This is a genomic window from Pseudomonas sp. A1230, assembly GCF_044218825.1.
GTDB lineage: Bacteria > Pseudomonadota > Gammaproteobacteria > Pseudomonadales > Pseudomonadaceae > Aquipseudomonas > Aquipseudomonas iridis.
The window spans coordinates 2,358,194-2,384,258 of record NZ_CP162582.1 but is presented as its reverse complement, the minus strand read 5'-3'; the positions used below and the strand labels follow the sequence as shown (position 1 = coordinate 2,384,258).

22 protein-coding genes are annotated in these 26,065 nt (G+C 61.2%); 15 read left to right on the top strand and 7 right to left on the bottom strand.

Going from position 1 to position 26,065, the window contains the following annotated elements:
• Positions 1–126: 126 nt before the first annotated feature.
• The 4 genes from AB4P97_RS11235 to AB4P97_RS11220 are packed head-to-tail and all read left to right on the top strand — an operon-like array spanning position 127 to position 2,991.
• Positions 127–909: an ABC transporter permease gene (locus AB4P97_RS11235; protein ID WP_042559448.1), complete on the top strand. Its 783-nt coding sequence runs from the start codon at positions 127–129 to the stop codon at positions 907–909.
• Entirely contained in the window at positions 909–1,757 is an 849-nt protein-coding gene (locus tag AB4P97_RS11230) for an ABC transporter ATP-binding protein (RefSeq protein ID WP_395602652.1), read from the top strand. Before AB4P97_RS11235 ends, AB4P97_RS11230 begins: the two co-directional genes overlap by 1 nt.
• On the top strand, positions 1,754–2,716 hold the full coding sequence (locus AB4P97_RS11225) for a HEAT repeat domain-containing protein (RefSeq protein WP_042559446.1): 963 nt from the start codon (positions 1,754–1,756) through the stop codon (positions 2,714–2,716). The genes AB4P97_RS11230 and AB4P97_RS11225 overlap by 4 nt, the downstream gene beginning before the upstream one ends.
• Complete coding sequence (locus AB4P97_RS11220) at positions 2,713–2,991, top strand: DUF971 domain-containing protein (protein ID WP_042559445.1); 279 nt, start codon at positions 2,713–2,715, stop codon at positions 2,989–2,991. Before AB4P97_RS11225 ends, AB4P97_RS11220 begins: the two co-directional genes overlap by 4 nt.
• Before the next feature lie 59 nt (positions 2,992–3,050).
• Here the strand turns inward: AB4P97_RS11220 and AB4P97_RS11215 are convergent, their stop codons facing one another.
• Positions 3,051–3,788 (bottom strand): TorF family putative porin, encoded by a 738-nt coding sequence (locus tag AB4P97_RS11215; RefSeq protein ID WP_042559444.1) that lies wholly within the window; start codon positions 3,786–3,788, stop codon positions 3,051–3,053.
• Between the two features lie 145 nt (positions 3,789–3,933).
• Positions 3,934–5,676 (bottom strand): amidohydrolase, encoded by a 1,743-nt coding sequence (locus AB4P97_RS11210; RefSeq protein WP_042559443.1) that lies wholly within the window; start codon positions 5,674–5,676, stop codon positions 3,934–3,936.
• A gap of 103 nt (positions 5,677–5,779) precedes the next feature.
• Between AB4P97_RS11210 and AB4P97_RS11205 the strand changes: the two genes are divergently transcribed.
• The 11 genes from AB4P97_RS11205 (at position 5,780) to AB4P97_RS11155 (ending at position 20,466) form a co-directional block, all read left to right on the top strand.
• Positions 5,780–6,718: a LysR family transcriptional regulator gene (locus tag AB4P97_RS11205; protein ID WP_042559442.1), complete on the top strand. Its 939-nt coding sequence runs from the start codon at positions 5,780–5,782 to the stop codon at positions 6,716–6,718.
• Positions 6,719–6,926: 208 nt separating this feature from the next.
• The gene (gene lexA, locus AB4P97_RS11200; RefSeq protein WP_047301573.1) at positions 6,927–7,544 is read left to right on the top strand and encodes a transcriptional repressor LexA; all 618 of its coding nucleotides are present in this window, start codon (positions 6,927–6,929) and stop codon (positions 7,542–7,544) included.
• Positions 7,544–8,161 carry a translesion DNA synthesis-associated protein ImuA gene (gene imuA / locus AB4P97_RS11195; RefSeq protein WP_115147025.1) on the top strand — a complete coding sequence of 206 codons (618 nt, stop codon included), beginning with the start codon at positions 7,544–7,546 and terminating at the stop codon, positions 8,159–8,161. The genes lexA and imuA overlap by 1 nt, the downstream gene beginning before the upstream one ends.
• Positions 8,162–8,168: 7 nt before the next feature.
• On the top strand, positions 8,169–9,584 hold the full coding sequence (locus tag AB4P97_RS11190) for a Y-family DNA polymerase (protein WP_395598539.1): 1,416 nt from the start codon (positions 8,169–8,171) through the stop codon (positions 9,582–9,584).
• The gene (locus AB4P97_RS11185; protein ID WP_220182557.1) at positions 9,560–12,658 is read left to right on the top strand and encodes an error-prone DNA polymerase; all 3,099 of its coding nucleotides are present in this window, start codon (positions 9,560–9,562) and stop codon (positions 12,656–12,658) included. Before AB4P97_RS11190 ends, AB4P97_RS11185 begins: the two co-directional genes overlap by 25 nt.
• Positions 12,659–12,855: 197 nt before the next feature.
• Positions 12,856–13,542 carry a CsgG/HfaB family protein gene (locus AB4P97_RS11180; protein WP_162184601.1) on the top strand — a complete coding sequence of 229 codons (687 nt, stop codon included), beginning with the start codon at positions 12,856–12,858 and terminating at the stop codon, positions 13,540–13,542.
• Between the two features lie 29 nt (positions 13,543–13,571).
• Positions 13,572–13,940, top strand: coding sequence for a DUF4810 domain-containing protein (locus AB4P97_RS11175; protein ID WP_047301565.1), 369 nt, complete (start codon positions 13,572–13,574; stop codon positions 13,938–13,940).
• Entirely contained in the window at positions 13,937–14,596 is a 660-nt protein-coding gene (locus AB4P97_RS11170) for a DUF799 domain-containing protein (RefSeq protein ID WP_042559434.1), read from the top strand. The genes AB4P97_RS11175 and AB4P97_RS11170 overlap by 4 nt, the downstream gene beginning before the upstream one ends.
• 271 nt (positions 14,597–14,867) lie before the next feature.
• On the top strand, positions 14,868–15,557 hold the full coding sequence (locus tag AB4P97_RS11165) for a GntR family transcriptional regulator (RefSeq protein ID WP_395602651.1): 690 nt from the start codon (positions 14,868–14,870) through the stop codon (positions 15,555–15,557).
• Positions 15,558–15,691: 134 nt separating this feature from the next.
• A complete protein-coding gene (locus AB4P97_RS11160) occupies positions 15,692–17,803 on the top strand; it encodes a PAS domain-containing sensor histidine kinase (RefSeq protein WP_042559432.1) in 2,112 nt (703 codons plus the stop codon).
• A 29-nt stretch (positions 17,804–17,832) separates the two neighbouring features.
• Positions 17,833–20,466 (top strand): excinuclease ABC subunit A, encoded by a 2,634-nt coding sequence (locus AB4P97_RS11155; RefSeq protein ID WP_395602650.1) that lies wholly within the window; start codon positions 17,833–17,835, stop codon positions 20,464–20,466.
• Between the two features lie 1,048 nt (positions 20,467–21,514).
• Here the strand turns inward: AB4P97_RS11155 and AB4P97_RS11150 are convergent.
• The 5 genes from AB4P97_RS11150 to AB4P97_RS11130 are packed head-to-tail and all read right to left on the bottom strand — an operon-like array spanning position 21,515 to position 26,065.
• Positions 21,515–23,437 (bottom strand): response regulator, encoded by a 1,923-nt coding sequence (locus tag AB4P97_RS11150; protein WP_395602649.1) that lies wholly within the window; start codon positions 23,435–23,437, stop codon positions 21,515–21,517.
• A complete protein-coding gene (locus AB4P97_RS11145) occupies positions 23,427–24,302 on the bottom strand; it encodes a sensor histidine kinase KdpD (protein WP_047301556.1) in 876 nt (291 codons plus the stop codon). The genes AB4P97_RS11150 and AB4P97_RS11145 overlap by 11 nt, the downstream gene beginning before the upstream one ends.
• Positions 24,295–25,305 carry an ATP-binding protein gene (locus tag AB4P97_RS11140; RefSeq protein WP_395602935.1) on the bottom strand — a complete coding sequence of 337 codons (1,011 nt, stop codon included), beginning with the start codon at positions 25,303–25,305 and terminating at the stop codon, positions 24,295–24,297. Before AB4P97_RS11140 ends, AB4P97_RS11145 begins: the two co-directional genes overlap by 8 nt.
• Positions 25,302–25,706, bottom strand: a complete 405-nt coding sequence (locus AB4P97_RS11135; protein WP_042559428.1) for an anti-sigma regulatory factor — start codon at positions 25,704–25,706, stop codon at positions 25,302–25,304. Before AB4P97_RS11135 ends, AB4P97_RS11140 begins: the two co-directional genes overlap by 4 nt.
• The gene (locus tag AB4P97_RS11130; protein ID WP_042559427.1) at positions 25,703–26,065 is read right to left on the bottom strand and encodes an STAS domain-containing protein; all 363 of its coding nucleotides are present in this window, start codon (positions 26,063–26,065) and stop codon (positions 25,703–25,705) included. The genes AB4P97_RS11135 and AB4P97_RS11130 overlap by 4 nt, the downstream gene beginning before the upstream one ends.

The window sequence follows — 26,065 nt, the reverse complement described above, 5'->3', positions numbered from 1 at the left end:
GCCGAATTCAGGTTTTGAAAAGCATGAAGATCGGCTCCCTTTCCCCCTCGCCCCCCTGGGGGAGAGGGTTGGGGTGAGGGGGTAAATCTCAGCCATCACACAGATCCAGAACTGGAAACCTGCTCCGTGAAATCATTCAAGAACCGCTGGGCCGTCAGATCCGCATCATTGCTGCTGTGCCTCCTATTCTGGCAACTCGCCGCGAGCCATCACTGGAACCTCGGCCTGGTCACTTTCGCCAACGTCCCCACGCCATTGGCCGTGATTGAAGCCGCGCTGGGCCTGGGCGACTCCGGCAAGCTGCTGCAACACCTGACTGCCAGCCTCGGCCGCGTGTTTGCCGGCTACCTCGCCGCGCTGGTGGTCGGCATTGCCCTGGGCCTGGCCATCGGCCGCTCGACATGGGCCGAAGACTTGCTGTTGCCTCCACTGGAAGTGCTGCGCCCGATCCCGGCCGTGGCGTGGATTCCGTTGGCGATCCTGATGTTCCCGTCGTCCGAGTTGTCGATGGTCTTCATCACCTTCACCGGGGCACTGTTCCCGATCCTGCTCAACACCGTGCACGGCGTTGAAGGCGTCGATCCACGCTTGATCGCCTCAGCGAAAAGCCTTGGGGCAGGGCGCCGGGCGATCCTGCTCGAAGTCATCCTGCCGGGCGCCGCACCGAGCATCATCACCGGCCTTGCGATCGGCATGGGCACTTCATGGTTCTGCCTGGTGACGGCGGAAATGATCTCCGGCCAGTTCGGCATCGGTTACTACACCTGGGAGTCCTACACCATTCAGAACTACGCCGACATCGTCGTCGGCATGTTGCTGATCGGTGTGTTGGGCATGGGCAGCAGTCTGTTGATCAAACGTCTGGGCGGCTTGTTCACGCCTTGGCATCGACCGCGAGGAAAAGCCTGATGAGCGTGATGCAAACCCCCGAAGGGCGGATCGATATTCGCCAGTTGTCGATCGTCCTCGGCGAAGGTCGTGAAGCATTCGAGGCGGTGCAGGGCCTCGATTGCCAGATCGAAACCGGCCAGTTCGTGTGCATTCTCGGCCCGTCCGGTTGCGGTAAGTCGACCCTGCTTGGCGCCTTGGCCGGGCACTTGAAGGCGCACGCCGGCAGCCTGAAAGTCGATGGCGGCGCGGTGTCCGGCCCTTCGCCGCAGCGTGGAATGGTGTTCCAGCATCACACACTGTTCCCGTGGCGAACGGTGCGCGACAACGTCGCCTTCGGCCTGAAGATGCGTGGCATCGGCAAGGCTGAGCGGTATCGCGCCGCGGACGATATTCTCCACCTGGTCGGCCTCGATGGCTTCGCGGAGCGCTGGCCCGATCAACTCTCCGGCGGCATGCAGCAACGGGTGGAAATCGCCCGGGTACTGGTCAATCGCCCGCGGCTGTTGCTGATGGACGAGCCGTTTGGCGCGCTCGATGCGCTGACCCGATTGAACATGCAAGCGCTGCTGCTGGACATCTGGACACGGATTCGTACCACCGTGGTGTTCGTCACCCATGACATCGATGAGGCGCTATTTCTCGCCGATCGCTTGCTGGTCATGAGCGCGCGGCCGGGACGAATCATCGAAGATCTTCGCCTCGACTTCGCTCGACCACGTACCAGCGATCTGGTCACCAGCGCTGAATTCTCCCGACTCAAGCGCCACTGTCTCGACCTGCTGCACCATGACGACGACCGACCGCTGCCGCGCCTCAATCCGCTCGGCCTGCCTCCCGAAAACCCTCTGCCGCGATTTGCCCTATGACCTCTATTTTTGCTGTGACCGATAACCCTGAAATCCTTGCCCTGCAACCACGCCTGACCGCTGAAGACGCTGGCGTGCGGCGCATTGCGCTGATTGAACTGGCGGATCTTGAAGAACCGGATGGTTTGCTCTGGCTGGTCGAGCGACTTTCCGACGATCCCGCCGAAGAGGTGCGTGCTGAGGCGGCGCGTCTGCTGGAAGCCTGGGAGGACGAACCGGTGGTTGAAGCCTTGTGTCAGGCGCTGACCGATCCATCGCCCGCCGTGCAATCTGCCGCAGCGCAAAGTCTGAGTTTGCTCAAGACCGAAGCGGCCGGGCGGGTGATTCTGCCATGGACCGATCATGCTGAAGTCAGCGTACGCAATGCCGCGTTTCGGGCCCTGCGCGAACTGCGCTTTGCCGATGCTGCGCCCGCTGCCATCGCGGCGCTGAATGATGCCGATGCCAACGTGCGCCGCGAGGCCGTGGGCGTGCTCGGCTGGCTCAAGCAACTCGACGCGCTACCGGCATTGGCCCGATTGGCCAGCGCTGACCCGGACACTGAAGTGCGCCGCGCTGCCACCGGTGCGCTCGGCCTGGCGTCCAGCGCTGAAGTCCTGCCAGCGCTGCGCCAGGCCTTGCAGGACAACGCCTGGCAAGTGCGTGAAGAAGCCGCAACCACCTTGGGCAAAGTCGGCCACACCGACGCCGGCCCGGCATTGATCGAAGCCTTGAGCGACGACTATTGGCAAGTGCGTTTGCGCGCCACCCGCAGCCTCGGCCGCTTGCGTTTTGGCCCAGCGCTGGACGCCTTGATCGACACGCTCGGGCATCGCATCAGCAACCTGCGCAAGGAAGCCGCATTGGCCTTGGGTGAGTTGAATGATCGTGGCGCAGTGGCTGCGTTGCAGGCGGCGCAGGATGACGGCGATCCGGAAGTGCGCAAAGCGGTGCGGATTGCCTTGAGTCAGCTGCATTGAATCCGCTGGCGATCGGCAACTCGCAGGGCGAGCAAACCCTGCGCCTGAGTTGGCCGGACGGTCGTGAATCGGTGCTCGATCACGCCGAACTGCGCCGCCAGTGCCCATGCTCGCAATGCCGTGCGTTTCGCCTGCGTGGTTCGACACCATGGGTGGACGAGCGAGTCCGCATCATCGAACTCAACCCGCAGGGTTACGGCGTGCAATTGGTGTTCAGCGATGGCCATCAACGCGGCATCTACCCGTGGACCTACCTGGCACAACTCACCCCTTGAGCCCGATACTGCATGGGCTTACATGGCAAAAACTCACCCCCTGCAAAGGGATTGTCGTGTCAGAAAGATTTGCTCACGCTGGCAACCACGGTCGCCGTGCACACATCCTTGAAGCCCCAGTTGCTCAGGCACTGGGTTTGCGACAGATCGGTATCGATATAGCTCAGCCCCAGCAGCACCCCGGCCAGATTATGGGTGAGCTTGACCTCCCACTCGCGGTACGACTCTTCGCCATCACCGGAGGCCGAGTACAAGTGAGGGTCCTTGAAATCCATGTTGCCGTAACGCAACTTCAGCCCTGAGTCGAACGGCAATTGGGTTTCATAACTGACATAGCTGTAAAGCGAACTCTGCTGGCTGTCGAGCCCCGGCGCATCGCTTGAGTAATACGCCGCGAGCTTCACCCCGTAAGCGCCAATAATCCCGTAAACCTCACTCTGGTTGAACTGACTTTCCTTGGGGTAGGCGTACTTGATGTAACCCAGATCTAGGCTGACATCCTCGGTGGCCTGCCACAGCCAGCCGCCGTAGTAATCGACTTCCTGACGGGTTTTCAGGCCACCACCGTAATCGACGTTGGAACTCCAGGCCCCGAGGTACAGGCCGCTGCTGTGAGCGAGGGTCAGCCCGGCCTGTAGCGCCGGTTCGTTCTGGGTTTGCGAGATGCCGCGGGTGCGGTAATCAGTGGCCAGAGTCAGATCGACCAGCACGGCAAAATTGTCGTTCAAGGGGATCGCGTGGCTGCTCAAGGGCAGCGAGCTCAAGGAAACGAGGGCGAACAAAGGCAAGGCTTTCATGTGAAGTCCCGATGTTGTGATTGTTTTGGGGGCAGGAGGTAAACCTGTAGGAGCTGCCGCAGGCTGCGATCTTTTGATGTTGATTGTAAAAAACAAGATCAAAAGATCGCAGCCTGCGGCAGCTCCTACAGGGGGATCAATGTTGTTATTTTGCGGCGGTGTAGACCTCACGTCCGCCGAACCAGGTTTGCAGCACTTGAGTGTCGTGCAGGGCCTTGTCGTCGACGCTGAACACATCGCGATCCAGCACGATGAAGTCAGCCTGTTTGCCCGGCGTCAGCGAGCCGATCTGCTTGTCCAGACCGAGAGTGCGCGCCGCGTTGGCGGTGTAGGCGTAGAACATGGTTTCGCGGTCCAGACGCTCATCGGCGTTGAGCACACCCAGCGGACCGGTGCGGGTGATGGCCTGGGCCATGGCGTTGAACGGGCTTGGCGATGACACCGGCCAGTCGCTGGCGCCGGCAATCGTCGCGCCCTGTTTGAGCAGCGAATGCGCCGGGTACTGATAGCGGAAGGCGAGGGCGCTGACGTAGGGCTTGATCATCTCGGTGGTGTAGTCGTCGGCGCTGGCCCACAACAGTTGCATCGAGGCGATCACGTTGAGCGGTTTGAAACGTGCAAACTCTTGCGGATTGACCATTTGCAGGTGAGTGATCGAGTGTGTCACGCCGCTCTGCCGGTCCTTGCGCGCCTGGGCGATGCCATTCAGCGATTCGCGCACCGCGCGGTCACCGATGGCGTGGATATGCACCAGCCAGCCTCGCTGGTCGATGGCACTGACCAGTTCACCAAAGTGCTGCGGGTCGATCAGCAGTTCACCCTGTTTGTGCGAGTTGCTGTAGGGGTCGATCATTGCCGCACTTTGCGCCGGGAATTCGATTACGCCGTCAGCGAAAATCTTCACGCCGGGCAGGGTGAGGTTGGGGATGCCCTGAAATTGCTGGCGTACTTTGTCGAGGGTGTCGAGATCGGCGGGCACGCTTTTCGAGTTGGCTACCAGCAGCGCAGCGACGTGGACGCTCATCTCGCCGCTCTCCGACAGCGCCTTGTAGGCCGGCAGCACACCGACGGTTTTCTCGGTGGGTTTGAGGGCGAATACCGGCTCGCCCGGCGCAGCGTTGGCGGCGGGGTCCATCCACGCCGTGATGCCAAGGCTGTTGTTGTAGCGCACCGCGGATTTCGCCGCGTTGAGCATGGCGGCGGGACTCGGCACCGGCATTTTCGAGGCCACCCGATCCCAACCGGCGTCGACGACAAAGCCGTTCGGCTCGCCGTTTGCCAGTTTGCCAATCGTGTCTTTTTCCGCGTCCGGCAAGTTTTTCAGCAGCGCGGCGTCGATGCCCGCGCGTTTGAGCATGACGTTGTTCGCCCACGCGGTGTGGTGGTCGCTACCGATGAATACCACTGGCACGCTGGCCCATTCGCCTTGATTGAAGGTTTTGCCCAAGGCCTCGGCCTGCGCCCAATACACCGAACTCATGCCAGCGATGCTCAGCACATCGCCGTGCCGGGCCTTGCCGTCGTCACGCCAGGCGCGCAGGTTTTTTTCCAGCTCATCGAGGGCGACGACTTCGTCTTCCATGTTCGCCGAGACCATTTCCAGGCCGCCGAAAATCGCGTGGGAGTGGCTGTCGATCAGGCCGGGCATCAACGCTTTACCTTGCAGGTCGATGACTTTGGTGCCGGGTTCGATCAACATTTTGATCTGTGCGTCGCTGCCGACCTTCAATACTTTGCCGTTCTCCACGGCCAGCGCCTGCACCTTGGGTTGGGCGCGATCGGCGGTGAAAATCTTGCCATTGACCAGCACCAGATCGGCAGCGGCCATGGCTTCCATCGAGGCAAAACTTACGGCAACCACTAACAGATTCGGGATGAATCTTTTCATTGAAGATTTCCTTGTTATTGCGTCTGATGGCCAGATTAGTGGCTGAAGCCGGCCGACAGAACGCCTTACTCACGAAAAACGTTTTTGCCTGAATGGAAAAAGCATGGACAAGTTGGGTGCATTGAAAATGTTTGTGGTCACTGCGCAACTCGGCAGTTTCAGTCGCGCCGCCGAACAGTTGGGCAAAACCCCGTCGGCGCTGACTAAAGCGGTCAATCATCTGGAGGCCGAACTCGGCGCGCGGCTGTTCGAACGCAGCACTCGGCGGATTCTGTTGACCGAGATCGGCCGGGTTTATCTGGAAACTGCACGGCTGGTGTTGCAGCGACTGGACGAGGCCAGCGAGGAAATCGAGCAGTTGCAGCACGGCTTGCGCGGCAGCCTGAAAATCACCGCGCCACTGGCGTACGGGCGGGCGTTTCTCGATCAGGTGTGTGACGGCTTTTTGCAGCAATACCCGCAGATCAGCCTGCAAGTGGATTTGTGCGACGAGTTCGTCAATCTGCTCGAAAGCGGTTATGACCTGGCGTTGCGCGAAGGCCATGACGACTTGCCGGGACTGATCGCCCGCGTCGTCGGCAGCAATCGTCTGGCCCTGTGCGGCAGCCCTGAATACTTGGCGCGCAAGGGCTTGGCAGTCAGTCCGCAAACCCTCGATCAGCACGAGTGGCTGCTTTATAAGCATCCGTTGCTCAGCCGCGAATTCTGGTGGGCCGAGCGCGACGGCCAGCGCCTGAGCCTGGCACAACCCACAACCCCTCGATTGCGCAGTGACAATTACGACTTGTTGCTGGCCAGTGCCCTGGCCGGGCGTGGTTTGCTGCACACGCCGCTGTGGAGCGCCGCGCCCTACATTGCAGACGGCCGACTGGTGCGGGTCATGGCTGATTATGAAATAGACCCCGACAGCTTTGGCCCGCACATTCTTGCGGTGTACCCGAGCCATCGCCGCGCCACGGCGAAAGTGGTGGCGTTCATCGATTACATCGCCGCTTTCCTCGCTGTACGCGGCTTGAGCTCACTGCACTCATTTGATGGTTGAACGCGGCTTTGGCTGACTGCACTTATTTTGATGGTTGAAGGCGTCCCCTGGAGGCGCTGCCGAAGGCTGCGATCTTTGGATCTGGTTTTTTAAAGGCGAGATCAAAAGATCGCAGCCTTCGGCAGCTCCTACATAGTTTTGCGTATCGGCAGGCCGTCGGCTTAGGCCGACTGGCGGTGCTTGTCAGGAAAATCCCACAGGAGTACAAATGTACTCCATGACGAATCTGACTCCCCGCCGTACCGCCATTCTGACTTTTATCCGCGAACGCATCGCCGAACACGGTCAGCCCCCAAGCCTCGCTGAAATCAGCGAGGCTTTTGGTTTTGCCTCGCGCAGCGTGGCGCGCAAGCATGTGCTGGCGCTCACCGAAGCCGGGTTTATCGAGGTCAACCCGCATCAGGCGCGGGGCATTCGCTTGCTCGGGCAACCGGCGCGACCGGAGTTGCTCGATATTCCCGTGCTCGGCCGGGTGGCCGCCGGTGCGCCGATTGGTGCCGATGCCGATCTCCATAGCCGTTTGCTGCTCGACCCGGCGCTGTTCTCCCGTACGCCCGACTACATGCTGCGGGTGCAGGGCGATTCGATGATCGAGGACGGCATTCTTGACGGCGATCTGGTCGGCGTGCGGCGCAATCCCGAGGCGCTCAACGGCCAGATCGTCGTGGCGCGGCTCGACGGTGAAGTCACCATCAAACGCTTTGAGCGCACGGGCGACGAGGTTCGCCTGCTGCCGCGCAACCCGGCCTACCAGCCGATTGTGGTGCGTGATGATCAGGATCTGGCTATTGAGGGAGTGTTCTGCGGTCTGGTGAGGCAAGGCTGATGGGCGCCGTCGTTGCGTTGGATACGCTGTTCAATGGCGGCCAGGTCTGGAAGGGCCGGCCTGCGCCACCGGCCGCGAGCCCGCAACCGACCGGGCATGCCGCACTGGACGCAGCGTTGCCCAGTGGCGGCTGGCCGGAAGCGGCGCTGAGTGAAATTCTCCTGGCCGGCCCCGGGGTCGGCGAACTGCAACTGGTCTGGCCGACGCTGGCGCGGCTGTCGGCGGCGGGCGAGCGCATCGTGCTGGTGGCGCCGCCGTTCGTGCCCTACCCGCAAGCGTGGGAAAACGCCGGGGTCGATCTGCGACAGTTGTCGGTGATTCAGGCCAGTGAGCGCGATGCCTTGTGGGCGGCGGAACAATGCCTGCGCTCCGGCAGTTGCGGCGCGGTGCTGTGCTGGCCGCACAAGGCTGATGACCGCGCGTTAAGGCGTTTGCAGGTGGCGGCGGAAACCGGCCAGACCCTGGCCTTTGCCTGGCGCTCGCTGAGCGAGGCGATCAACCCGTCACCGGCGGCGTTGCGCATTGCCATTGATGCCAAACCTGCCCAGTTGCGCGTGCTCAAATGCCGTGGCGGCCTGGCTCGCGCTACGCCCATTGCCTTTGCCGTAGGTCACTGAGGTCGTCATGCGCTGGGTGTGTATTCTGTTCCCGCAATTGGCCCTCGACGCCGTGCTGCGTCAGCGCCCCGACCCCGATGAACCGTTGGTGCTGCTCAGCGGCCCGGCCCAGCGCCGGGTGTTGCAAGCCGTAAATGGCGCGGCGCGCAAACTTGGCTTGCGCCCCGGCCAGTCCATGACCGCTGCGCAAGCCTTGAGCAAAGGCTTTGCCACCGCCGATTACGACGTCGCCGAGGTCGAGCATTGGCAGCAGTTTCTCGCCGCATGGGCCTATCGTTTCAGCTCACAGGTCAGCGTGCATTATCCGCGTACCGTGGTGTTCGAGATCGAATCGAGCCTGGGCCTGTTCGGTTCCTGGGCGCAGTTCGAAGTGCGGTTGCGCAAAGAGCTGACCGAGCTGGGTTTTCGTCATCGCATCGTCGCCGCGCCCAACCCGGTGGCGGCACGAGTACTGGCCAATGCTTATGACGGTTTGGTGGTGCCGGACGGTGAAGCCTTGCAGCATCACCTGGGGCAATTGCCCATCGACCGCGTCGGCCTGGAGCCACACGTGGCCACGGCATTGTCGCGCATGGGGCTGCGCAGTCTCAGTCAGGTGCAGAGCCTGCCGCGTCAGGCCTTGGCGCGGCGCTTCGAGGCGCAGATGCTCAAGCATCTCGACACCCTGTTTGGCGCACGTCCGCTGGCGCTGGCGTTTTATCTGCCACCGGATCGTTTCGATGTGCGCATCGAACTCAATTTCGACGTGCAGTCCCATCAGGCGCTGCTGTTTCCACTGCGCCGCCTGACCGGCGATCTATCGGCGTTCCTGTGTGGGCGCGACAGCGGCGTGCAGCGTTTCGATCTGCATCTGGAACATGCCGGGTTGCCGGATACGCTGATCAAGGTCGGCCTGCTCAGCGCCGAGCGCGACCCGGCGATGCTCTTCGAACTGGCCCGTGGCCGACTGGAACAAGTGCAGGTCGAGGCCCCGGTGCGCGGCTTCCGGCTGCGCGCCGAAGATCTGCCGAGTTTCGTGCCGCAGTTTCAGGAATTGTTCGACGACCGTCCGCAGCAGACCTTGCCTTGGGAGCAATTACGCGAACGCCTGCGCGCAAGGCTGGGCGACGACGCGGTGCAAGGCCTGCGTTTTCAGGCCGACCATCGTCCGGAGTGCGCGTGGCAAAACGCCGTCGACAAACAGCGCTGCGCCGGTTTGCCGAGTGTCCAGCGTCCGGGCTGGTTGCTGGGCGAACCGCAGAGCGTACCGGAGGGTGCGGCACGGATCCTCATGGGGCCTGAGCGCATCGAATCCGGCTGGTGGGACGGTGACGATGTGCGCCGCGATTACTACCTGATCCAGAACCGCGCCGGGCAGCAGGGCTGGGCCTATCGGGCGGTGGGCGAGGGCGGCCCGTTGTGGCTGCAGGGCTGGTTCGCATGAACGATGGCTACGCCGAATTGCACTGCCTGTCGAACTTCAGTTTCCAGCGCGGTGCTTCCAGTGCGCTGGAGCTGTTCCAGCGGGCGAAAAAGCACGGCTATCAGGCGCTGGCGATCACCGATGAATGCACGCTGGCCGGGATCGTGCGTGCCTGGCAAGCGGCGAAATCCGTTGAACTGCCGTTGATTATCGGCAGCGAAATTCGCATCGAAAACGGCCCGAAACTGGTGCTGTTGGTGGAGAACCTTGCCGGTTATCAGGCACTGTGCGGCCTGATAACCCGCGCCCGGCGGCGTACGCAAAAAGGCCAGTATCAGGTGCTGCGCGAGGACTTCAGCGAGCCGTTGCCGGGGTTGCTGACGCTTTGGGTGCCGGACAGCGTCGATGACGTGGAAGAGGGGCGTTGGCTCCGGCAAACCTTCGGCGAACGGCTGTGGCTGGCGGTGCAATTGCATCGCGGGCAGGACGATCAGCGGCGATTGGCGGCGTTGTTGAGCCTGGCCGCTGAGTTGGGGATTGCCGCGGTGGCCAGTGGCGATGTGCACATGCACGCCCGTGGCCGGCGTGCCTTGCAGGACACCATGACGGCAATTCGGCACCACGTGCCCGTGGCCGAAGCCGGATTGCGCCTGCACCCCAATGGCGAACGGCATCTGCGCAGCGTCGAGGTGCAGCGGGAACTGTATCCGCCGGCGTTGCTGGATGAGTCAGTCGCGCTGGCTCGGCGTTGTACATTCGAGCTGAGTCAGTTGCGTTATCAATATCCCAAAGAGCTGGTACCGGACGGACACACCGGCAGTTCCTGGTTACGGCACCTTACTAAAGCGGGCATCGCCTGGCGCTGGAAACAAGGCGCGCCCTTCAAGGTGCTGCGGCAGATCAACAAGGAATTAAAGCTGATCGCCGAACTCGGTTACGAAAGCTACTTCCTCACGGTGCATGATGTGGTGAACTTCGCCCGCGAACAGCACATCCTCTGTCAGGGCCGCGGTTCGGCGGCCAACTCGGCGGTGTGTTTTGCCTTGGGCATTACCGAGATCGATCCGGATCGCACCACGCTGTTGTTCGAACGCTTCATGTCGAAAGAGCGCAACGAGCCGCCGGACATCGACGTCGATTTCGAACACGAACGTCGCGAAGAAGTCCTGCAATATGTGTTTCGTCGTTATGGTCGCAACCGTGCGGCGTTGACGGCGGTGGTCAGCACTTATCACGCGGCCGGCGCGGTGCGCGATGTGGCCAAGGCCCTGGGCCTGCCGCCCGATCAAATCAACGCGCTGGCCGATTGCTGCGGCCATTGGAGCGATGAAACGCCGCCGCTTGCGCGCTTGCTCGAAGGCGGCTTCGACCCCGACAGCCCGGTGCTGCGCCGGGTGCTGAGCCTGACCGGGCAACTGATCGGTTTTCCCCGGCACCTGTCGCAACATCCCGGCGGTTTCGTGATTTCCGAACAGCCGCTCGACAGTCTGGTGCCGGTGGAGAATGCGGCGATGGCTGACCGCACGATCATCCAGTGGGACAAGGACGATCTCGACGCGGTCGGGCTGCTCAAGGTGGATATTCTTGCGCTGGGCATGCTCAGTGCGATCCGCCGCTGTTTCGATCTGCTGCGCCGTCATCGCCATCAAGACCTGACACTGGCGACGATTCCTGCCGAAGACAAACCGACCTACGAGATGATCAGCCGTGCCGACACCATCGGCGTGTTCCAGATCGAGTCCCGTGCGCAGATGTCGATGTTGCCGCGCCTGAAACCGGCGAAGTTTTACGATCTGGTGATCGAGGTGGCCATCGTCCGGCCGGGGCCGATTCAGGGCGGTATGGTCCATCCGTACCTGCGCCGCAGAAACAAGGAAGAGGCGGAAACCTATCCTTCGCCGGAACTGGAAGTGGTGCTTAAACGCACCCTCGGCGTGCCGCTGTTTCAGGAACAGGTGATGCAGATCGCCATCGTCGCCGCCGACTACAGCCCCGGCGAGGCCGATCAGTTGCGCCGCTCCATGGCTGCCTGGAAACGCCACGGCGGGCTGGAGCCGCATAAGGAACGACTCGCTGCCGGCATGAAGAAAAACGGCTACACACCGGAGTTCGCCGCGCAGATTTTCGAGCAGATCAAAGGCTTCGGCAGTTACGGTTTTCCCGAATCCCACGCCGCCAGCTTCGCCTTGCTGACGTATGCCAGTTGCTGGCTCAAGTGCCATGAACCTGCGGCATTCGCCTGTGCGCTGATCAACAGCTGGCCGATGGGGTTCTACAGTCCTGACCAGATTCTGCAGGACGCGCGCCGGCATCAGTTGCAGATCCGTGCGGTGGATGTGCGCGCCAGTGACTGGGATTGCAGCCTGGAACCGATCAGCGGCGCGCAACCGGCGATCCGCATGGGCCTGCGGATGATCAAGGGTTTTCGTGAGGACGACGCCCGGCGTATTGAGGCGGCGCGGGCACGCGGAGCATTTGCCGATGTCGCCGATCTGGGGGAGCGCGCCGGGCTCGACAGTCGGGCGCAGGCGTTGCTGGCAGATTCCGGGGCGTTACGCGGTCTGGCCGGACATCGGCATCGGGCGCGCTGGGAAGTGGCCGGGGTGCAGAAACAGCTTGGGTTGTTTGCCGGGTTGTCGAGTCAGGAAGAGCCTGACGTGGTGCTGCCCAAACCCAGTGTTGGCGAGGACCTGCACGCGGATTACACAACGGTCGGCACCACGCTGGGGCCGCATCCGCTGGCGCTGCTGCGCAATGAGTTGAAGGCGCGGCGCTGCCGCAGTTCGCAAGAGTTGCTCGATATCGAGCACGGACGCCCGGTCAGCATTGCCGGATTGGTCACGGGCCGGCAACGTCCGGGCACTGCCAGCGGCGTGACGTTTGTCACGCTCGAAGACGAGTTCGGCAACGTCAACGTGGTGGTCTGGCGCGACCTCGCCGAGCGTCAGCGCCAGGTGCTGGTCGGCTCGCAACTGCTCAGGGTCGATGGCCGCTGGGAACGCGAAGGCGAAGTGCGCCACCTGATCGCCGGACGCCTGAGTGATCTGAGCCCGCTGCTCAACGGCATCCGCGTGCAGAGCCGCGATTTTCACTGATCCGCTTTATATCTGCCGACACGAATCATTCGGGTGCGCGAGGACGAACCAGTCACGGTCATTTTGAGCCGATTAATTGGCGTCAAAAAAATCTGTCGCGAATGATGGCACTTTGTCATAATGCCGCCCCTTTTCCGCTCCCCACCGCTTTGCCGTGCCGGGACACACCGTTTTTCAAGAAGGAATACACAGTGAGAATGATCTCCCGGATGTTGGTCTCAGGCGTTGCAATTGCGGTACTCGGCACGCTGGCTACCTCGCTCACCGGTTGCGCTACCGAAAGCTCCCGCGCGTTGCCGGTGGCCAAGGTTGAAAGTGCTTCTCAAGTCTGGACCGGCGTTCGCGTGCCGATGGCGGTGGGCAAGTTCGACAACCGTTCCAGCTATATGCGCGGGATCTTTTCCGACGGCGTTGACCGTCTCGGCGGTCAGGCCAAGACCATCCTGATCACGCACTTGCAGCAGACCAACCGTTTCTCCGTGCTGGATCGCGACAACATGGGCGAAATCCAGCAGGAAGCGGCGATCAAGGGCCAGGCCCAGCGTCTGAAAGGCGCCGATTACGTGGTCACCGGTGACGTCACCGAGTTCGGCCGTAAAGAGACTGGCGATCACCAATTGTTCGGCATTCTCGGCCGTGGCAAGACCCAGGTCGCTTACGCCAAGGTCAACCTGAATATCGTCAACATCAGCACTTCGGAAGTGGTGTATTCGACCCAGGGCGCAGGCGAGTACGCCTTGTCCAACCGCGAAATCATCGGCTTCGGCGGTACCGCTGCCTACGACTCCACCCTCAACGGCAAAGTCCTGGATCTGGCCATGCGCGAGGCGATCAATCGTCTGGTCGATGGCATGAACGCCGGTGCCTGGAAACCGGGCAACTGATCGACGCCCATTGCAAGGAGCAACAACACATGAATTTGACTCTGTCGCGGTCGCTGCTGGCCTTGACCCTGGCCGCCAGCACCTTGCTGGCCGGTTGTGCCGGCCCGAAAACCCTTTACCAGTGGGAAGGCTACGAACCGCAGGTCTACGAATACTTCAAAGGCGAAGAGCCGAAAGAAGCCCAGGCCGAAGCGCTTGAGCGTGACCTGCAAAAAATTCGCTCCACCGGTAAGGCCGTACCACCGGGTTACCACGCGCACCTGGGCCTGCTCTATCTGAGCATGGGCAAGGATGATCAGATGGTGCAGCAGTTCCGCACCGAAAAGACGCTGTTTCCCGAGTCCGGCACGTACATGGATTTTCTGCTTAAAAACGCCAAGACCGGAGACGCCAAATGATTCCGCGTGCAGTGAAACTGCTGGTCGGCGTGCTGGCGCTGAGCGTGCTCGGTGGCTGCGTCAAGCCCAAGACCGTGGACTATTCGGCGTACAAGCAGGCACGGCCCAAGACCATTCTGGTATTGCCGCCGCTGAACACTTCGCCTGACGTCAAAGCATCTTACAGCCTGCTGTCGCAGGTAACGTTTCCACTGGCTGAGGCCGGTTACTACGTGTTGCCGATCACACTGGTTGACGAGACCTTTCGCCAGAATGGTTTGACCACGCCGGATGATATTCACCAGGCTCCGGCGAACAAGCTGCAGGAAATCTTCGGCGCCGATGCGGCGTTGTATATCACCGTGACCGAATACGGCACGCGTTACATGGTGATCAGCAGCGAAACCGCAGTTACTGCAACGGCGAAACTGGTTGACCTGAAAAGCGGCACCACGCTGTGGACCGGCTCGGCCCGTGCCTCGAGCGAAGAGGGCGGTAACAACGGTGGCGGCGGCCTGATCGGCATGCTGATCACGGCGGCGGTGAAGCAGATCATCAACAGTTCCACCGATGCCGGTTTCCCGATTGCCGGCGTGGCGAGTAACCGCCTGCTGTCGGCCGGACATCCGGCAGGTCTGTTGTACGGTCCGCGTTCGCCGAAGTACGGCACGGACTAAAAACGCAGATCAAAAGATCGCAGCCTTCGGCAGCTCCTACATTCGGAATGTATTTCCCTGTAGGAGCTGCCGAAGGCTGCGATCTTTTGTTTTCAGGGTTGGCTCAGCACTCCCAGTGCCTCCGTCCGCGCTTGCTACGAGCGCATCAGCGGCAACGCTACCTCGCCCCATCGACTTGCAATCAAGACCCTGCATCTTCCGGCCGAAGGCGATATTCTGCGCGACAGTTCATGCGCCACTGCTGCGTTGCCAGCACTGAAGGAGCTTTCGAATGACCGAGAAAAAACCGGAAACCACGGTCGACCGCGTCTACCAAGGGGTTTACGAGGCGATCAGCAAGCGATCGCTGCGTCCGGGGATGAAACTGGGCGAAGCCTCGCTGGCGGAGTTATTTAATGTCAGCCGCACGTCGGTTCGCGCCGCGCTCAAGCAGTTGGAGGCCGACGGACTGGTGACGACCGAGCCCAATAAAGGTGCGTCGGTGTCGTTGCCGAGCAATGAAGAGATCCGTTCGCTGTTCGAAACCCGGCGCTTGATCGAGATCGGCATCGTCACTGAACTGTGCCGCCGCAAGGACACTGCGGCGATGCAAGAGCTGCGTGAACACCTGCTGCTGGAAGATGAGGCTCACGCGGCCGGGGACCATCAGCGGCTGATTTACCTGCTCGGTGAATTCCACATCAAACTCGCGCGCAGTCTCAATAACCCGGTGCTGCTCGACTGGTTCCAGAAGCTGATTTCCCGTGCCTCGCTGTATGCCGCTGCACTGGACGACGACAGCCATGAAGTCTGCCGCGACGACGAACACCTGCGCCTGATCGAGTACATCGAGGCCGGTAATCAGAGTGCTGCCATCGAGTTGACCTGCACGCACCTCAACGGTATCGAGAAGGCGATTCTCGACGTCGCCGCGAAGATGAAAACTGGCTACCATCCGCTCAAACACCTGATCGGCGTTTAATCCTGAGCCGGCCTTGAAATCGGCTATACCTCTAATGAAACCAATGAGTCAGACGATGCTCGAAACAGACGTGCGATCGCAGAGATCTGGTTTCGCGATCATTCGGGCAAACACACAGGACACCGAGTCACTCGATGCAGTTTTTATCCGATAGCCACGGTTGTGAAGGCTGGAAAGGCGAAATGGCCGCACGCATCTGCGCGTTCGACTGGAGCCATACCGAGTTGGGCCCGCTCGATCGTTGGCCCGCCAGTCTGTGCTGCGCCGTGCAGATGATGCTCGCCTCGCCGTTGCCGATGGTCATGCTGTGGGGCCGCGCCGGTTACATGATCTATAACGACGCCTACTCGGAGTTTGCCGGTGGCCGCCATCCTTACTTGCTTGGCGTGCCGGTGGAGTTGGGTTGGCCGGAAGTTGCCGAGTTCAATCGGCATGTGGTCGACACTTGCCTGGCGGGTGGCACTTTGTCGTTTCGCAACAAAGAGCTGGTGTTGTTGCGCGACGGGGTTCCGGAAGACGTCTGGATGGATCTTTATTACAGCCCTGTGGCTAATGACGAAGGTCGCCCGTCCGGGGTCATGGCAATGGTGGTGGAAACCACCGAACTCGTGCGCTCCGAACAATTGCGTCAAGCCGCGGAAGAAGCCTTCCGCGCCGACAACGAACGTGTGCGCCTGGCGCTCAACGCCGGGGCTTTGCTCGGCTCGTTTGTCTGGGATGTGAAGCACAATGTGTTGTCGGCGGATGAGCGTTTTGCCCGCACGTTTTCTTACCCACCGGACCATGATCTGAGCAATCTGGCACAACACTTTGTGCAATCGCGAATTCACCCCGATGACCGTGCCTGGGTTCAGGAAAATATCGACCATTGTGTAAAGACCGGCGCGCCGTACAACGTCGAATACCGCGTACTGCGCAGCGATGGCAGTTACCTTTGGGTGCTGGCCAGCGGCGGTTGCGAATTCGACGAACGCGGTGAAGCACTGCGTTTCCCCGGGGTGTTGATCGACATTCATGAGCGCAAGAGCGCCGAAGAGTCCCTGCTCAAGTTCACCCGTAACCTCGAACAGCGCGTGGCCGATGAAGTCGAAGCGCGGCTCACTGCCGAAGAACAACTGCGCCAATCGCAAAAGCTCGAGTCCATTGGCGGACTTACCGGTGGCGTGGCCCATGACTTCAATAACCTGTTGCAGGTAATTGCCGGCAACCTGCACCTGCTGGCGCGGCATGAGCCGGATAACGCCAACGTGCAGCGGCGCGTCAGCGCTTCGCTGGCGGCGGTCGAGCGCGGGGCCAAGCTGTCTTCGCAACTGCTCGCGTTTGCCCGGCGTCAACCGCTGTCGCCGGCCGTGTGCAATCCGCAGCAGATCTTCGAAGGCGTCGGCGAGTTGCTGCAACGGGCGCTGGGCGAAACCATTCACATCGATGTGCAATTGCCGCAAGAACCGTGGCACATCAACGTCGACCGCAATCAACTTGAAAACGCCATTCTCAACCTGGCGATCAACGCTCGCGATGCCATGAAAGGCGAGGGCACGATTGTGCTGAGCGCCTTCAATACGTTTCTGGACAGCACGTTTTGCGCCGGCAAAGGCATCGTCCCCGGCGAATTCGTGCGGGTGACGGTCTGCGATTCCGGCGTCGGCATTCCCGCGCAGATACTGGAGCAGGTGTTCGAACCGTTCTTCACCACCAAGGCCGATGGCCAGGGCACCGGGCTCGGCTTGAGCATGGTGTTCGGTTTCGTCAAACAGAGCGGCGGGCATGTCGAGATCGACAGCAAGCTGGGCGAAGGTACGCGGGTCGAGCTGTACTTTCCGCGCAGTTTGCGGCCGATTCGCGAAGAGTGCTCCACCGCTGATGAAGTGTTGGGCGGGGGCAACGAGACCATTCTGGTGGTCGAGGACAACGACGCGGTGCGGGCCTCGGCAGTGGAATTGCTGCGCGATGAGGGCTATCAGGTACTGATTGCCGGCAACGGCGATGCCGCGATGCAGATGCTGCTGGAAGGCGTTGAAGTGGATCTGATTTTCACCGACGTGGTCATGCCTGGACTGATCAAGAGTTCCGACCTGTTCGCCTGGGCCAAGGTGCAGAAGCCTCCGGTGGCGGTGCTGTTCACCTCCGGGCATACCCGCGACATCATCTCGCGCAATCACCAGTTGAGCCCCGACACACATTTGCTCGGCAAGCCATATGGCCCGGAATCGTTGTTGCAGATGATTCGTTCGGTGCTAAGCGGCTGAGCTTGAAAACTTCCCACCAAGGCAGGCTGATGACTTCAAAACGCACCTCCAAAGCACCCGCCGGCATGGTTCGCGTGCGCGGCGCCCGTGAGCACAACTTGAAAAACGTTGACATCGACATCCCCCGCGATGCGTTGGTGGTGTTCACCGGCGTGTCCGGGTCGGGCAAGTCGTCCCTGGCGTTTTCCACTTTGTATGCCGAAGCCCAGCGCCGCTACTTCGAATCGGTCGCGCCATACGCGCGGCGGCTGATCGATCAGGTCGGAGTGCCGGATGTCGACTCCATCGAAGGCCTGCCTCCCGCCGTGGCCCTGCAACAGCAGCGGGGCACGCCGAGCACGCGCTCCTCGGTGGGCAGTGTCACTACGTTGTCGAGCCTGATCCGCATGCTCTATTCCCGCGCCGGCAGTTACCCGCCGGGGCAGGCGATGCTGTACGCCGAAGACTTTTCGCCGAACACGCCGCAGGGCGCCTGCCCTGATTGTCATGGTCTGGGGCGGGTCTATGAAGTCACCGAAGCGTTGATGGTGCCGGACCCGAACCTGACCATTCGCGAGCGTGCCGTGGCGTCCTGGCCGCTGGCATGGCAGGGACAGAACCTGCGTGACATCCTCGTGACGATGGGCATCGACGTCGACATCCCATGGCGAAAGTTACCGAAAAAGCAGCGCGACTGGATTCTCTTCACCGAAGAAACCCCGACCGTGCCGGTGTACGCCGGGCTGACCCCGGAAGAGACCCGTGTCGCCCTCAAGCGCAAGATGGAGCCGAGTTATCAAGGCACCTTCACCGGCGCCCGCCGCTACATCCTGCACACCTTCACCCACTCGCAAAGTGCGCTGATGAAAAAGCGCGTGGCGCGGTTCATGCTCGGCAGCCCTTGCCCGTTGTGCGATGGCAAACGGCTGAAGCGCGAGGCGTTGGCGGTGACATTTGCCGGGTACGACATCGGTGAGTTGTCACAGATGCCGCTGCTGCAAGTCGCTGAAGTTCTAAAACCGGTGGCGGCTGCCAGTTACCTCGAACATGCCGAGGAAACCGGCGAAACCCTCAGTCACGCGCAAACCCGCGACGCCCGTCAACAACGCGTCGCAAAGGGGGCCAGTGGTCACGCCAGCGCGCCAGATGTGCGCCACACACCGAACCTGTCACTGGAAAAACGCCTGGCGGCGCAGCGCATTGCCGAGGATCTGCTGGAACGGGTCACCACGTTGACCGAACTGGGTCTGGGCTATCTGGCTCTGGAACGTAGCACGCCGACTTTGTCGTCCGGTGAGCTGCAGCGCCTGCGATTGGCGACGCAATTGGGCTCGCAGTTGTTTGGCGTGATTTACGTGCTCGACGAACCCTCCGCCGGTTTGCACCCGGCCGACGGAGAGGCGTTGTTCGAAGCCTTGCAGCGCTTGAAGGCCGATGGCAACACGCTGTTTGTGGTTGAGCATGATCTGGAAACCATGCGCCGCGCTGACTGGTTGATCGACGTCGGGCCGGCGGCGGGTGAGAAGGGCGGTGAGGTGTTGTACAGCGGCCCACCTGAGGGGCTGGCCGACATCGAACAATCGCAGACCCGCGCTTATCTGTTCGCCGAAATGCCACGCCAGACGCGTGCCGCGCGCAAGCCGACGGCGTGGCTGAAGCTGGAAGGCATCACCCGCAATAACCTCAACAACCTCAGTGCCGAGTTTCCCTTGGGCTGTTTCACTTCGGTGACCGGTGTGTCCGGTTCCGGCAAGTCGAGTCTGGTCAGTCAGGCGTTGCTGGAACTGGTCGGTGCACAACTGGGACGGCCGAGCGTTGAGGCTGAGGCTGAAGAGCTGAGCCTTGAAGACGACGCGCCGCAAGTCAGCAGCGGCCAGATCACGGCCGGGCTGGAGTCGATCAAGCGCCTGGTGCAGGTCGATCAGAAACCCATCGGTCGTACGCCGCGCTCCAATCTGGCGACCTATACCGGGCTGTTCGACAACGTGCGCAAGCTGTTCGCCGCCACTCCCCAGGCGCGGGCGGCGGGCTATGACGCCGGGCAGTTTTCCTTCAACGTTGCCAAGGGTCGTTGCGCAACGTGCGAGGGTGAGGGGTTTGTCAGTGTCGAGTTGCTGTTCATGCCCAGCGTGTATGCGCCGTGCCCGACGTGTCATGGCGCGCGGTACAACCCGCAGACGCTGGCGGTTTTGTGGGAGGGTTTGAGCATCGCGCAGGTGCTGCAATTGACGGTCGATGAGGCGGTGGAAGTTTTTGTCGGGCAGCCGGGGATTCGCCGTTCGCTGGAGGTGTTGCGCGATATCGGCCTTGGTTATCTACGACTTGGTCAACCGGCCACGGAGCTGTCGGGCGGTGAGGCGCAGCGGATCAAACTGGCCACCGAGTTGCAGCGCAATCAGCGCGGCGCGACGTTGTATGTGCTGGATGAACCGACCACCGGCCTGCATCCGCGGGATGTCGACCGACTGTTGGAACAACTGGATTCGCTAGTGACAGCCGGGCACACGGTCATCGTGGTCGAGCATGAAATGCGCGTGGTTGCGCAGAGCGACTGGGTGATCGACATCGGCCCGGGAGCGGGAGATGAGGGCGGCAAAATTGTCGTGGCGGGCACGCCGCAGAAAGTGGCTGCCAGCAAAAAAAGCCGGACTGCGCCATTCCTCGCCCGCGCCCTGAGCCGATAATGGCGTCGATCCGTCTGGCCTAATCGCTGGCAAGCCAGCTCCCACAGGTTTTTGTGGTCGTGCTCGGGTTTTGAGTTCCCTTCATTCCATGTGGGAGCTGGCTTGCCAGCGATAGCGGTGGAGCAGGCAACATTGATGTTGAGCGAGCAGGCCTAATCGCTGGCAAGCCAGCTCCCACAGGTTTTTGGGATGTGCTCGGGTTTTGAGTTCCCTTCACTCCATTGTGGGAGCTGGCTTGCCAGCGATAGCGGTGGAGCAGGCAGCATTGATGTTGAGCGAGTGGCCTAATCGCTGGCAAGCCAGCTCCCACAGGTTATTGGGTTGTGCTGGGGTTTTGAGTTCCCTTCACTCCATTGTGGGAGCTGGCTTGCCAGCGATAGCGGTGGAGCAGGCCGCATTGATGTTGAGCGAGCAGGCCTGATCGCTGGCAAGCCAGCTCCCACAGGTTATTGGGTTGTGCTCGGGTTTCGAGTTCCCTTGACTCCATTGTGGGAGCTGACTTGCCAGCGATAGCGGTGGAGCAGGCAGCATTGATGTTGAGCGAGCAGGCCTAATCGCTGGCAAGCCAGCTCCCACAGGTTATTGGGTTGTGCTCGGGTTTTGAGTTCCCTTCACTCCATTGCGGGAGCTGGCCTGCCAGCGATAGCGGTGGAGCAGACAGCATTGATGTTGAGCGTGCGGGCCTAATCGCTGGCAAGCCAGCTCCCACAGGTTATTGAGTTGTGCTCGGTTTTTGAGTTCCCTTCAATCCATGTGGGAGCTGGCTTGCCAGCGATAGCGGTGGAACAGGCAGCATTGATGTTGAGCGAGCGGGCCTGATCGCTGGCAGGCCCGCTCCCACAGGTTATTGGGTTGTGCTCGGGTTTCGAGTTCCCTTCAATTCGTGTGGGAGCTGGCTTGCCAGCGATAGCGGTGGAACAGGCAGCATTGATGTTGAGCGAGTGGCCTAATCGCTGGCAAGCCAGCTCCCACAGGTTTTTGGGATGTGCTCCGGTTTCGAGTTCCCTTCAATTCGTGTGGGAGCTGGCTTGCTAGCGATAGCGGTGGTTCAGGCGCCGTCGAGTGTGCGGCGAACCTTGTCCAGCAATTCGCTGATCTGAAACGGTTTGACCAGCATGTCCATCCCTTCGCCGAGAAACACCTGACGGTTGAGCGCGGTTTCGGCGTAGCCGGTCATGAACAGAATCGGTAATTCTTCGCGCCAGCCTCGCGCAACATCTGCCAGTTTTCGCCCGCTCATGCGCGGCAAGCCGACGTCGCTCAGCAACAGGTTGATCGATGGATCGTTCTGCAAGCGGTCCAGCGCCGTCTCGATGTCGCCGGCCTGAGTGCAGCGGTAACCGGCATCTTCCAGCACTTCGGTGACGAACATCCGCACCGCAGCCATGTCTTCGACGATCAGCACATGCTCGCCAGTACCCCGCGCATTGACTACCTCTGGTGAAGCTTCAACGCCGACCGGATGGCTGGTGGCCGGTAACATGATGGTCACTTCCGTGCCCCGTCGGGCGACACTGCGAATGTGCGCATCACCACCCGATTGCCGGGCAAAACCATAAATCGTCGACAAGCCCAGCCCGGTGCCCTGGCCCAAGGGTTTGGTGGTGAAGAATGGGTCGAAAACCTTGTCGATCACGTTGTGCTCGATACCGGTGCCGTCATCGCGCACCGACAACGCCACATAGGCGCCATCGGCCAGATTCGGATCACCGTGGGAATACGCCGCGTAGGTGTTGACCCAGATGTTGCCGCCATGGGGCAGCGCATCTCGGGCGTTGATCACCAGGTTGAGCATCGCGCTTTCCAGCTGGCTCGGATCGACCAACGCAATTGCCGGTTTGTTGGTCAGCTCAAGCTTGAGCGCAATCCGCTCACCGATGGTGCGCACCAGCAGTTCTTCCAGCGACCGCATGTGCTCGTTGATATCTACGGGCCGGGTGTCCAGCGGTTGCTGACGGGCGAACGCCAGCAAACGATGGGTGAGCGAGGCTGCGCTCATCGCGGAATTCAGCGCCGCTTCGGCATACAACTTGACCTTTTCCGGACGATTGTCGTCGATGCGTTTCTGGATCAGCTCAAGACTGGTGATGATGCCGGTCAGCAGGTTGTTGAAGTCGTGGGCAATGCCGCCGGTGAGCTTGCCCAGGGCATCCATTTTCTGCACTTGGAGCAACTGCGATTCGGCGCGTTCCAGTTGTGAGGTCGTGTCATCCAGGCGTGCCAGATGCGTGCGTTCGCGATGGCGGTGTTCGGTGACGTCTTCTACAAATACCAGGCTCAGCTCGGGCGTGCGGTACGGCGAAATCTGCCATTCGGTCTCGCGAATCTCGCCTTGTACGCGCATGTTCAGCGTGCCTTTCCAGCGTTCGCCATCGATCAGGCGCAGGCGCAGTTCATTGAGAATCGCGTTTTGGTCGTCGGCGAAGCATTCGCTCAGGGCCTGCGGGTCGCGGTTATCCAGAATCAGCTGGGTAAACGCGTGGTTGCACTCATGCACCTTGAGGTTGGCGTCCAGCACCGCAATGGGCGCGGACACATTGACGAAAATCTCGCGGAACCGCGCCTCGCTTTCGCGCAATGCATTTTCTGTGTCGCGCACCCGCAGCAGGGTGCGCAGGGTGGCGAGCAGCACGTCCGGGTCGACCGGGTGAATCAGGTAGGCATCGGCACCGGCATTGAGGCCGGTGATGATGTCGCCGGTCTGGATCGATGCCGCCGAGACGTGGATCACCGGCAGCAGTGCGGTACGGGCATCGGCACGCAGGATGCGCACAATATCGAAGCCGCTCATGTCCGGCAGGTTGACGTCGAGTATCAGGGCGTCGAACGCTTCGCTTTCGATCAACGCCAGACCGTCAGTGCCAGTGCCGGCCTCGAGGACTTCATAGTCGTGGCGTTCAAGACGTTTGCGCAAGGCATAGCGGGTGGCAACGTTGTCATCGACGATCAACAGGCGGATGTCACGTTTCATCGACGTTCTCCAAAGCGATCGCCAACGGAATAGTCACGTAGAAGGTCGAGCCGACGCCCGGTGCGCTGTCCATTCCGACCTCTCCACCCAACAGGGTCGCGAAGCGTTTACACAAGGAAAGTCCCAGGCCGGTGCCGCGCAAGCGTTTCTGCAGCGGCGAGTCGACCTGGGAAAAGTCCTCGAACAATGCACCATGCAGCTCCGCCGCGATACCAATACCTGTGTCGCTGACGGCAAAACGTACTTTGTCCGTGCCTTCAAGTCGCGCCGAAACCCGCACTTCGCCACGCGTGGTGAACTTCAGCGAGTTGGAAATGAAGTTGCGCAGGATTTGCGCGAGTTTCTTGTCGTCGGTGTACAGGCGCGGCAGGCCTTTGGGTTCCTCGAAGATCAGGTCCACTGCCGACGCATCGACGATGGGCCGAAACATCCCGCGCAGGGCGGAAAACAGATCGAACATGTCGAACCACGCCGGGGAAATGGTGATGCGTCCGGCCTCGATTTTCGCCAGATCGAGCAAGTCGTCCACCATGTCGCTAAGCTCGCGGGCGGCAGTGCTGACGAAGGCGACCTGTTTGTGTTGCTCGGGGCTCAGCGGCCCGTCCAGCTCGTCGGCGAGCAGGCTGTTGATGCTCAGGATCGAACCCAGCGGGGTGCGGAACTCATGGCTCATGTACGACAGGAAACGGCTTTTGAGGTCCGAAGCCTGGCGCAATTCCTCTGCCTGAATGTCGAGCTCGGCGTACAGCGCCAGCACGCCCTGATTGGTTTCATCGAGCTCTGCGCGCAAGGCTTCAGTTTCGCTCTGCAACTGGGCGATCAGCGCAGCCTGTTCGGCATTGCTCGCAAGGGGCGACTCAGCCATGGGCGGCCTCCAGAGCAACGACCAGTACCGTTACATCATCCCGACCGCGGCAGAAGTCGCGATGCAAAATGGCGGCTATCACGGCAGGATGGCGGTGCACCAGGCCGGGGTAGTCTTGAAGATTCCAACGGGACTGCAAACCGTCGCTGTACATGATCAAAAGATGTCCGTTCACATGAGCATAGTCAAAGGGCTGGGCTTTCCGGTACTGGACGCCAACGATGCCAGGGTGCGAAGCCAGTCCGCGGGATTTGTCGGCAGCAATCAGACTGGCGCCGATATTGCCCACCCCGGTGAAACGGAGGCTGGCGCTATCGGCATGAAACTGCGCAAACGCCACCGCGCCGCCACGGGTGCCGATCATGTCCCGGTGCAGGTCTTCCATCAGCATCGTCGGTGTGCTGAAAGGCGCACGGGCGAACGCTCCCTCGCCGGCGCGGCCGGCAATTTCGGCGTCTTCACCATGGCCGAGGCCGTCAACGATCAGCGCGCTGATATCTGCGCCGTGATACGCCAGATGCCAGACATCGCCGCAGGCCGGGTCGTCATGCAGCGAGTGCTGACTAACGCCGTAAAGCTGGTCAGGCTGACGGGTGTTGCGCGGGTACAAACGCGCGAGCAACACGGCTCCGCGGTGGTCGGCATACACGTCAAACACATCGGCCTGGCGTGACACCGCGCCAAGGCCGATGCCTTGGGTGCCGCCGGTAGAAAACCCGTCAGTGAGGCATGCCTCCAGATCAAAACCCTTGGCACGATCCACCGCCAGCAGTTCGATCCCCGCATCGCCCTGACGTGGCAGCACTCGCAAGTGCAGCTCGCCACGGCCGGCATGTTTGAGCAGATTGCTCGCCAGTTCGGTGACCACCAGTGCCACGCGTCCGGCATCGCTTTCACTGAAACCGTGCTGTTCGGCAAGCCGTTGAGCCGTGCGCCTTGCATAGCCGATCTGGCTGCTGTCTTCGATCAGTAAGACTTGGGTCAGTGACCCGTTAATGTTCATGTCCATCGCGTAATCGTTATGCGGGTGCCCTTGCCGGGCTCCGTGTCCAGTTCGAACTCCTGGACCAGCCGTTTCGCACCGGTCAGACCCAGGCCCATGCCGCTGCCGGACGTCCAGCCGTCGGTCATTGCCAGTTTGATGTCGGCAATGCCCGGCCCCTCGTCGCGAAAGGTCAGGCGCAGACCGACCTTGTGATCCTCATCGAGGATCTGCCAGTCCATGTCGCCGCCGCCCCCGTAAACCATGGTGTTGCGCGCCAGTTCGCTGACAGCCGTGACCATTTTGGTCAGGTCGATCAGGCGCATGCCGCACTCGGTGGCCAGTTTGCGTGCGGTCTGGCGGGCCAGCACCACATCCTGCTCAATGTGAATGGGTTGAGTACCGCTACTGCGCACGGTCATTGCTGACTTACTCGTTCCCGCAGCACTTTCATCCCACGCTCGACATTGAGCGCCGTGCTGACACCGGGCAGAGTCAGGCCGAGTTCGACCAAGGTAATTGCCACCGCCGGCTGCATACCAACCAGCATGGTTTCGGCGTCCATGATTTTCGACAGGCCGGAGATCGTGCTGATCATCCGGCCGATGAACGAGTCGACCATGTCCAGCGCCGAGATGTCGATCAACACGCCACGCGCCGAGGTTCTGCTGATGCGTTCGGACAGATCGTCCTGCAGGGTCAAGGCGAGTTGGTCATGCATGTCGACCTGAATGGTCACCAGCAGGAACTCGCCCATCTGAAGAATCGGAATTCTTTCCAT

What these genes read in the sequence shown, in the direction of transcription:
- AB4P97_RS11230 (WP_395602652.1), top strand. Translation starts at nt 909, where the DNA reads ATGAGCGTGATGCAAACCCCCGAAGGGCGGATCGATATTCGCCAGTTG.
- AB4P97_RS11225 (WP_042559446.1), top strand. Translation starts at nt 1,754, where the DNA reads ATGACCTCTATTTTTGCTGTGACCGATAACCCTGAAATCCTTGCCCTG.
- AB4P97_RS11215 (WP_042559444.1), bottom strand. Translation starts at nt 3,788, where the DNA reads ATGAAAGCCTTGCCTTTGTTCGCCCTCGTTTCCTTGAGCTCGCTGCCC.
- AB4P97_RS11210 (WP_042559443.1), bottom strand. Translation starts at nt 5,676, where the DNA reads ATGAAAAGATTCATCCCGAATCTGTTAGTGGTTGCCGTAAGTTTTGCC.
- AB4P97_RS11205 (WP_042559442.1), top strand. Translation starts at nt 5,780, where the DNA reads ATGGACAAGTTGGGTGCATTGAAAATGTTTGTGGTCACTGCGCAACTC.
- lexA (WP_047301573.1), top strand. Translation starts at nt 6,927, where the DNA reads ATGTACTCCATGACGAATCTGACTCCCCGCCGTACCGCCATTCTGACT.
- imuA (WP_115147025.1), top strand. Translation starts at nt 7,544, where the DNA reads ATGGGCGCCGTCGTTGCGTTGGATACGCTGTTCAATGGCGGCCAGGTC.
- AB4P97_RS11190 (WP_395598539.1), top strand. Translation starts at nt 8,169, where the DNA reads ATGCGCTGGGTGTGTATTCTGTTCCCGCAATTGGCCCTCGACGCCGTG.
- AB4P97_RS11180 (WP_162184601.1), top strand. Translation starts at nt 12,856, where the DNA reads ATGATCTCCCGGATGTTGGTCTCAGGCGTTGCAATTGCGGTACTCGGC.
- AB4P97_RS11175 (WP_047301565.1), top strand. Translation starts at nt 13,572, where the DNA reads ATGAATTTGACTCTGTCGCGGTCGCTGCTGGCCTTGACCCTGGCCGCC.
- AB4P97_RS11170 (WP_042559434.1), top strand. Translation starts at nt 13,937, where the DNA reads ATGATTCCGCGTGCAGTGAAACTGCTGGTCGGCGTGCTGGCGCTGAGC.
- AB4P97_RS11165 (WP_395602651.1), top strand. Translation starts at nt 14,868, where the DNA reads ATGACCGAGAAAAAACCGGAAACCACGGTCGACCGCGTCTACCAAGGG.
- AB4P97_RS11160 (WP_042559432.1), top strand. Translation starts at nt 15,692, where the DNA reads ATGCAGTTTTTATCCGATAGCCACGGTTGTGAAGGCTGGAAAGGCGAA.
- AB4P97_RS11155 (WP_395602650.1), top strand. Translation starts at nt 17,833, where the DNA reads ATGACTTCAAAACGCACCTCCAAAGCACCCGCCGGCATGGTTCGCGTG.
- AB4P97_RS11150 (WP_395602649.1), bottom strand. Translation starts at nt 23,437, where the DNA reads ATGAAACGTGACATCCGCCTGTTGATCGTCGATGACAACGTTGCCACC.
- AB4P97_RS11145 (WP_047301556.1), bottom strand. Translation starts at nt 24,302, where the DNA reads ATGGCTGAGTCGCCCCTTGCGAGCAATGCCGAACAGGCTGCGCTGATC.
- AB4P97_RS11140 (WP_395602935.1), bottom strand. Translation starts at nt 25,305, where the DNA reads ATGAACATTAACGGGTCACTGACCCAAGTCTTACTGATCGAAGACAGC.
- AB4P97_RS11135 (WP_042559428.1), bottom strand. Translation starts at nt 25,706, where the DNA reads ATGACCGTGCGCAGTAGCGGTACTCAACCCATTCACATTGAGCAGGAT.
- AB4P97_RS11130 (WP_042559427.1), bottom strand. Translation starts at nt 26,065, where the DNA reads ATGGAAAGAATTCCGATTCTTCAGATGGGCGAGTTCCTGCTGGTGACC.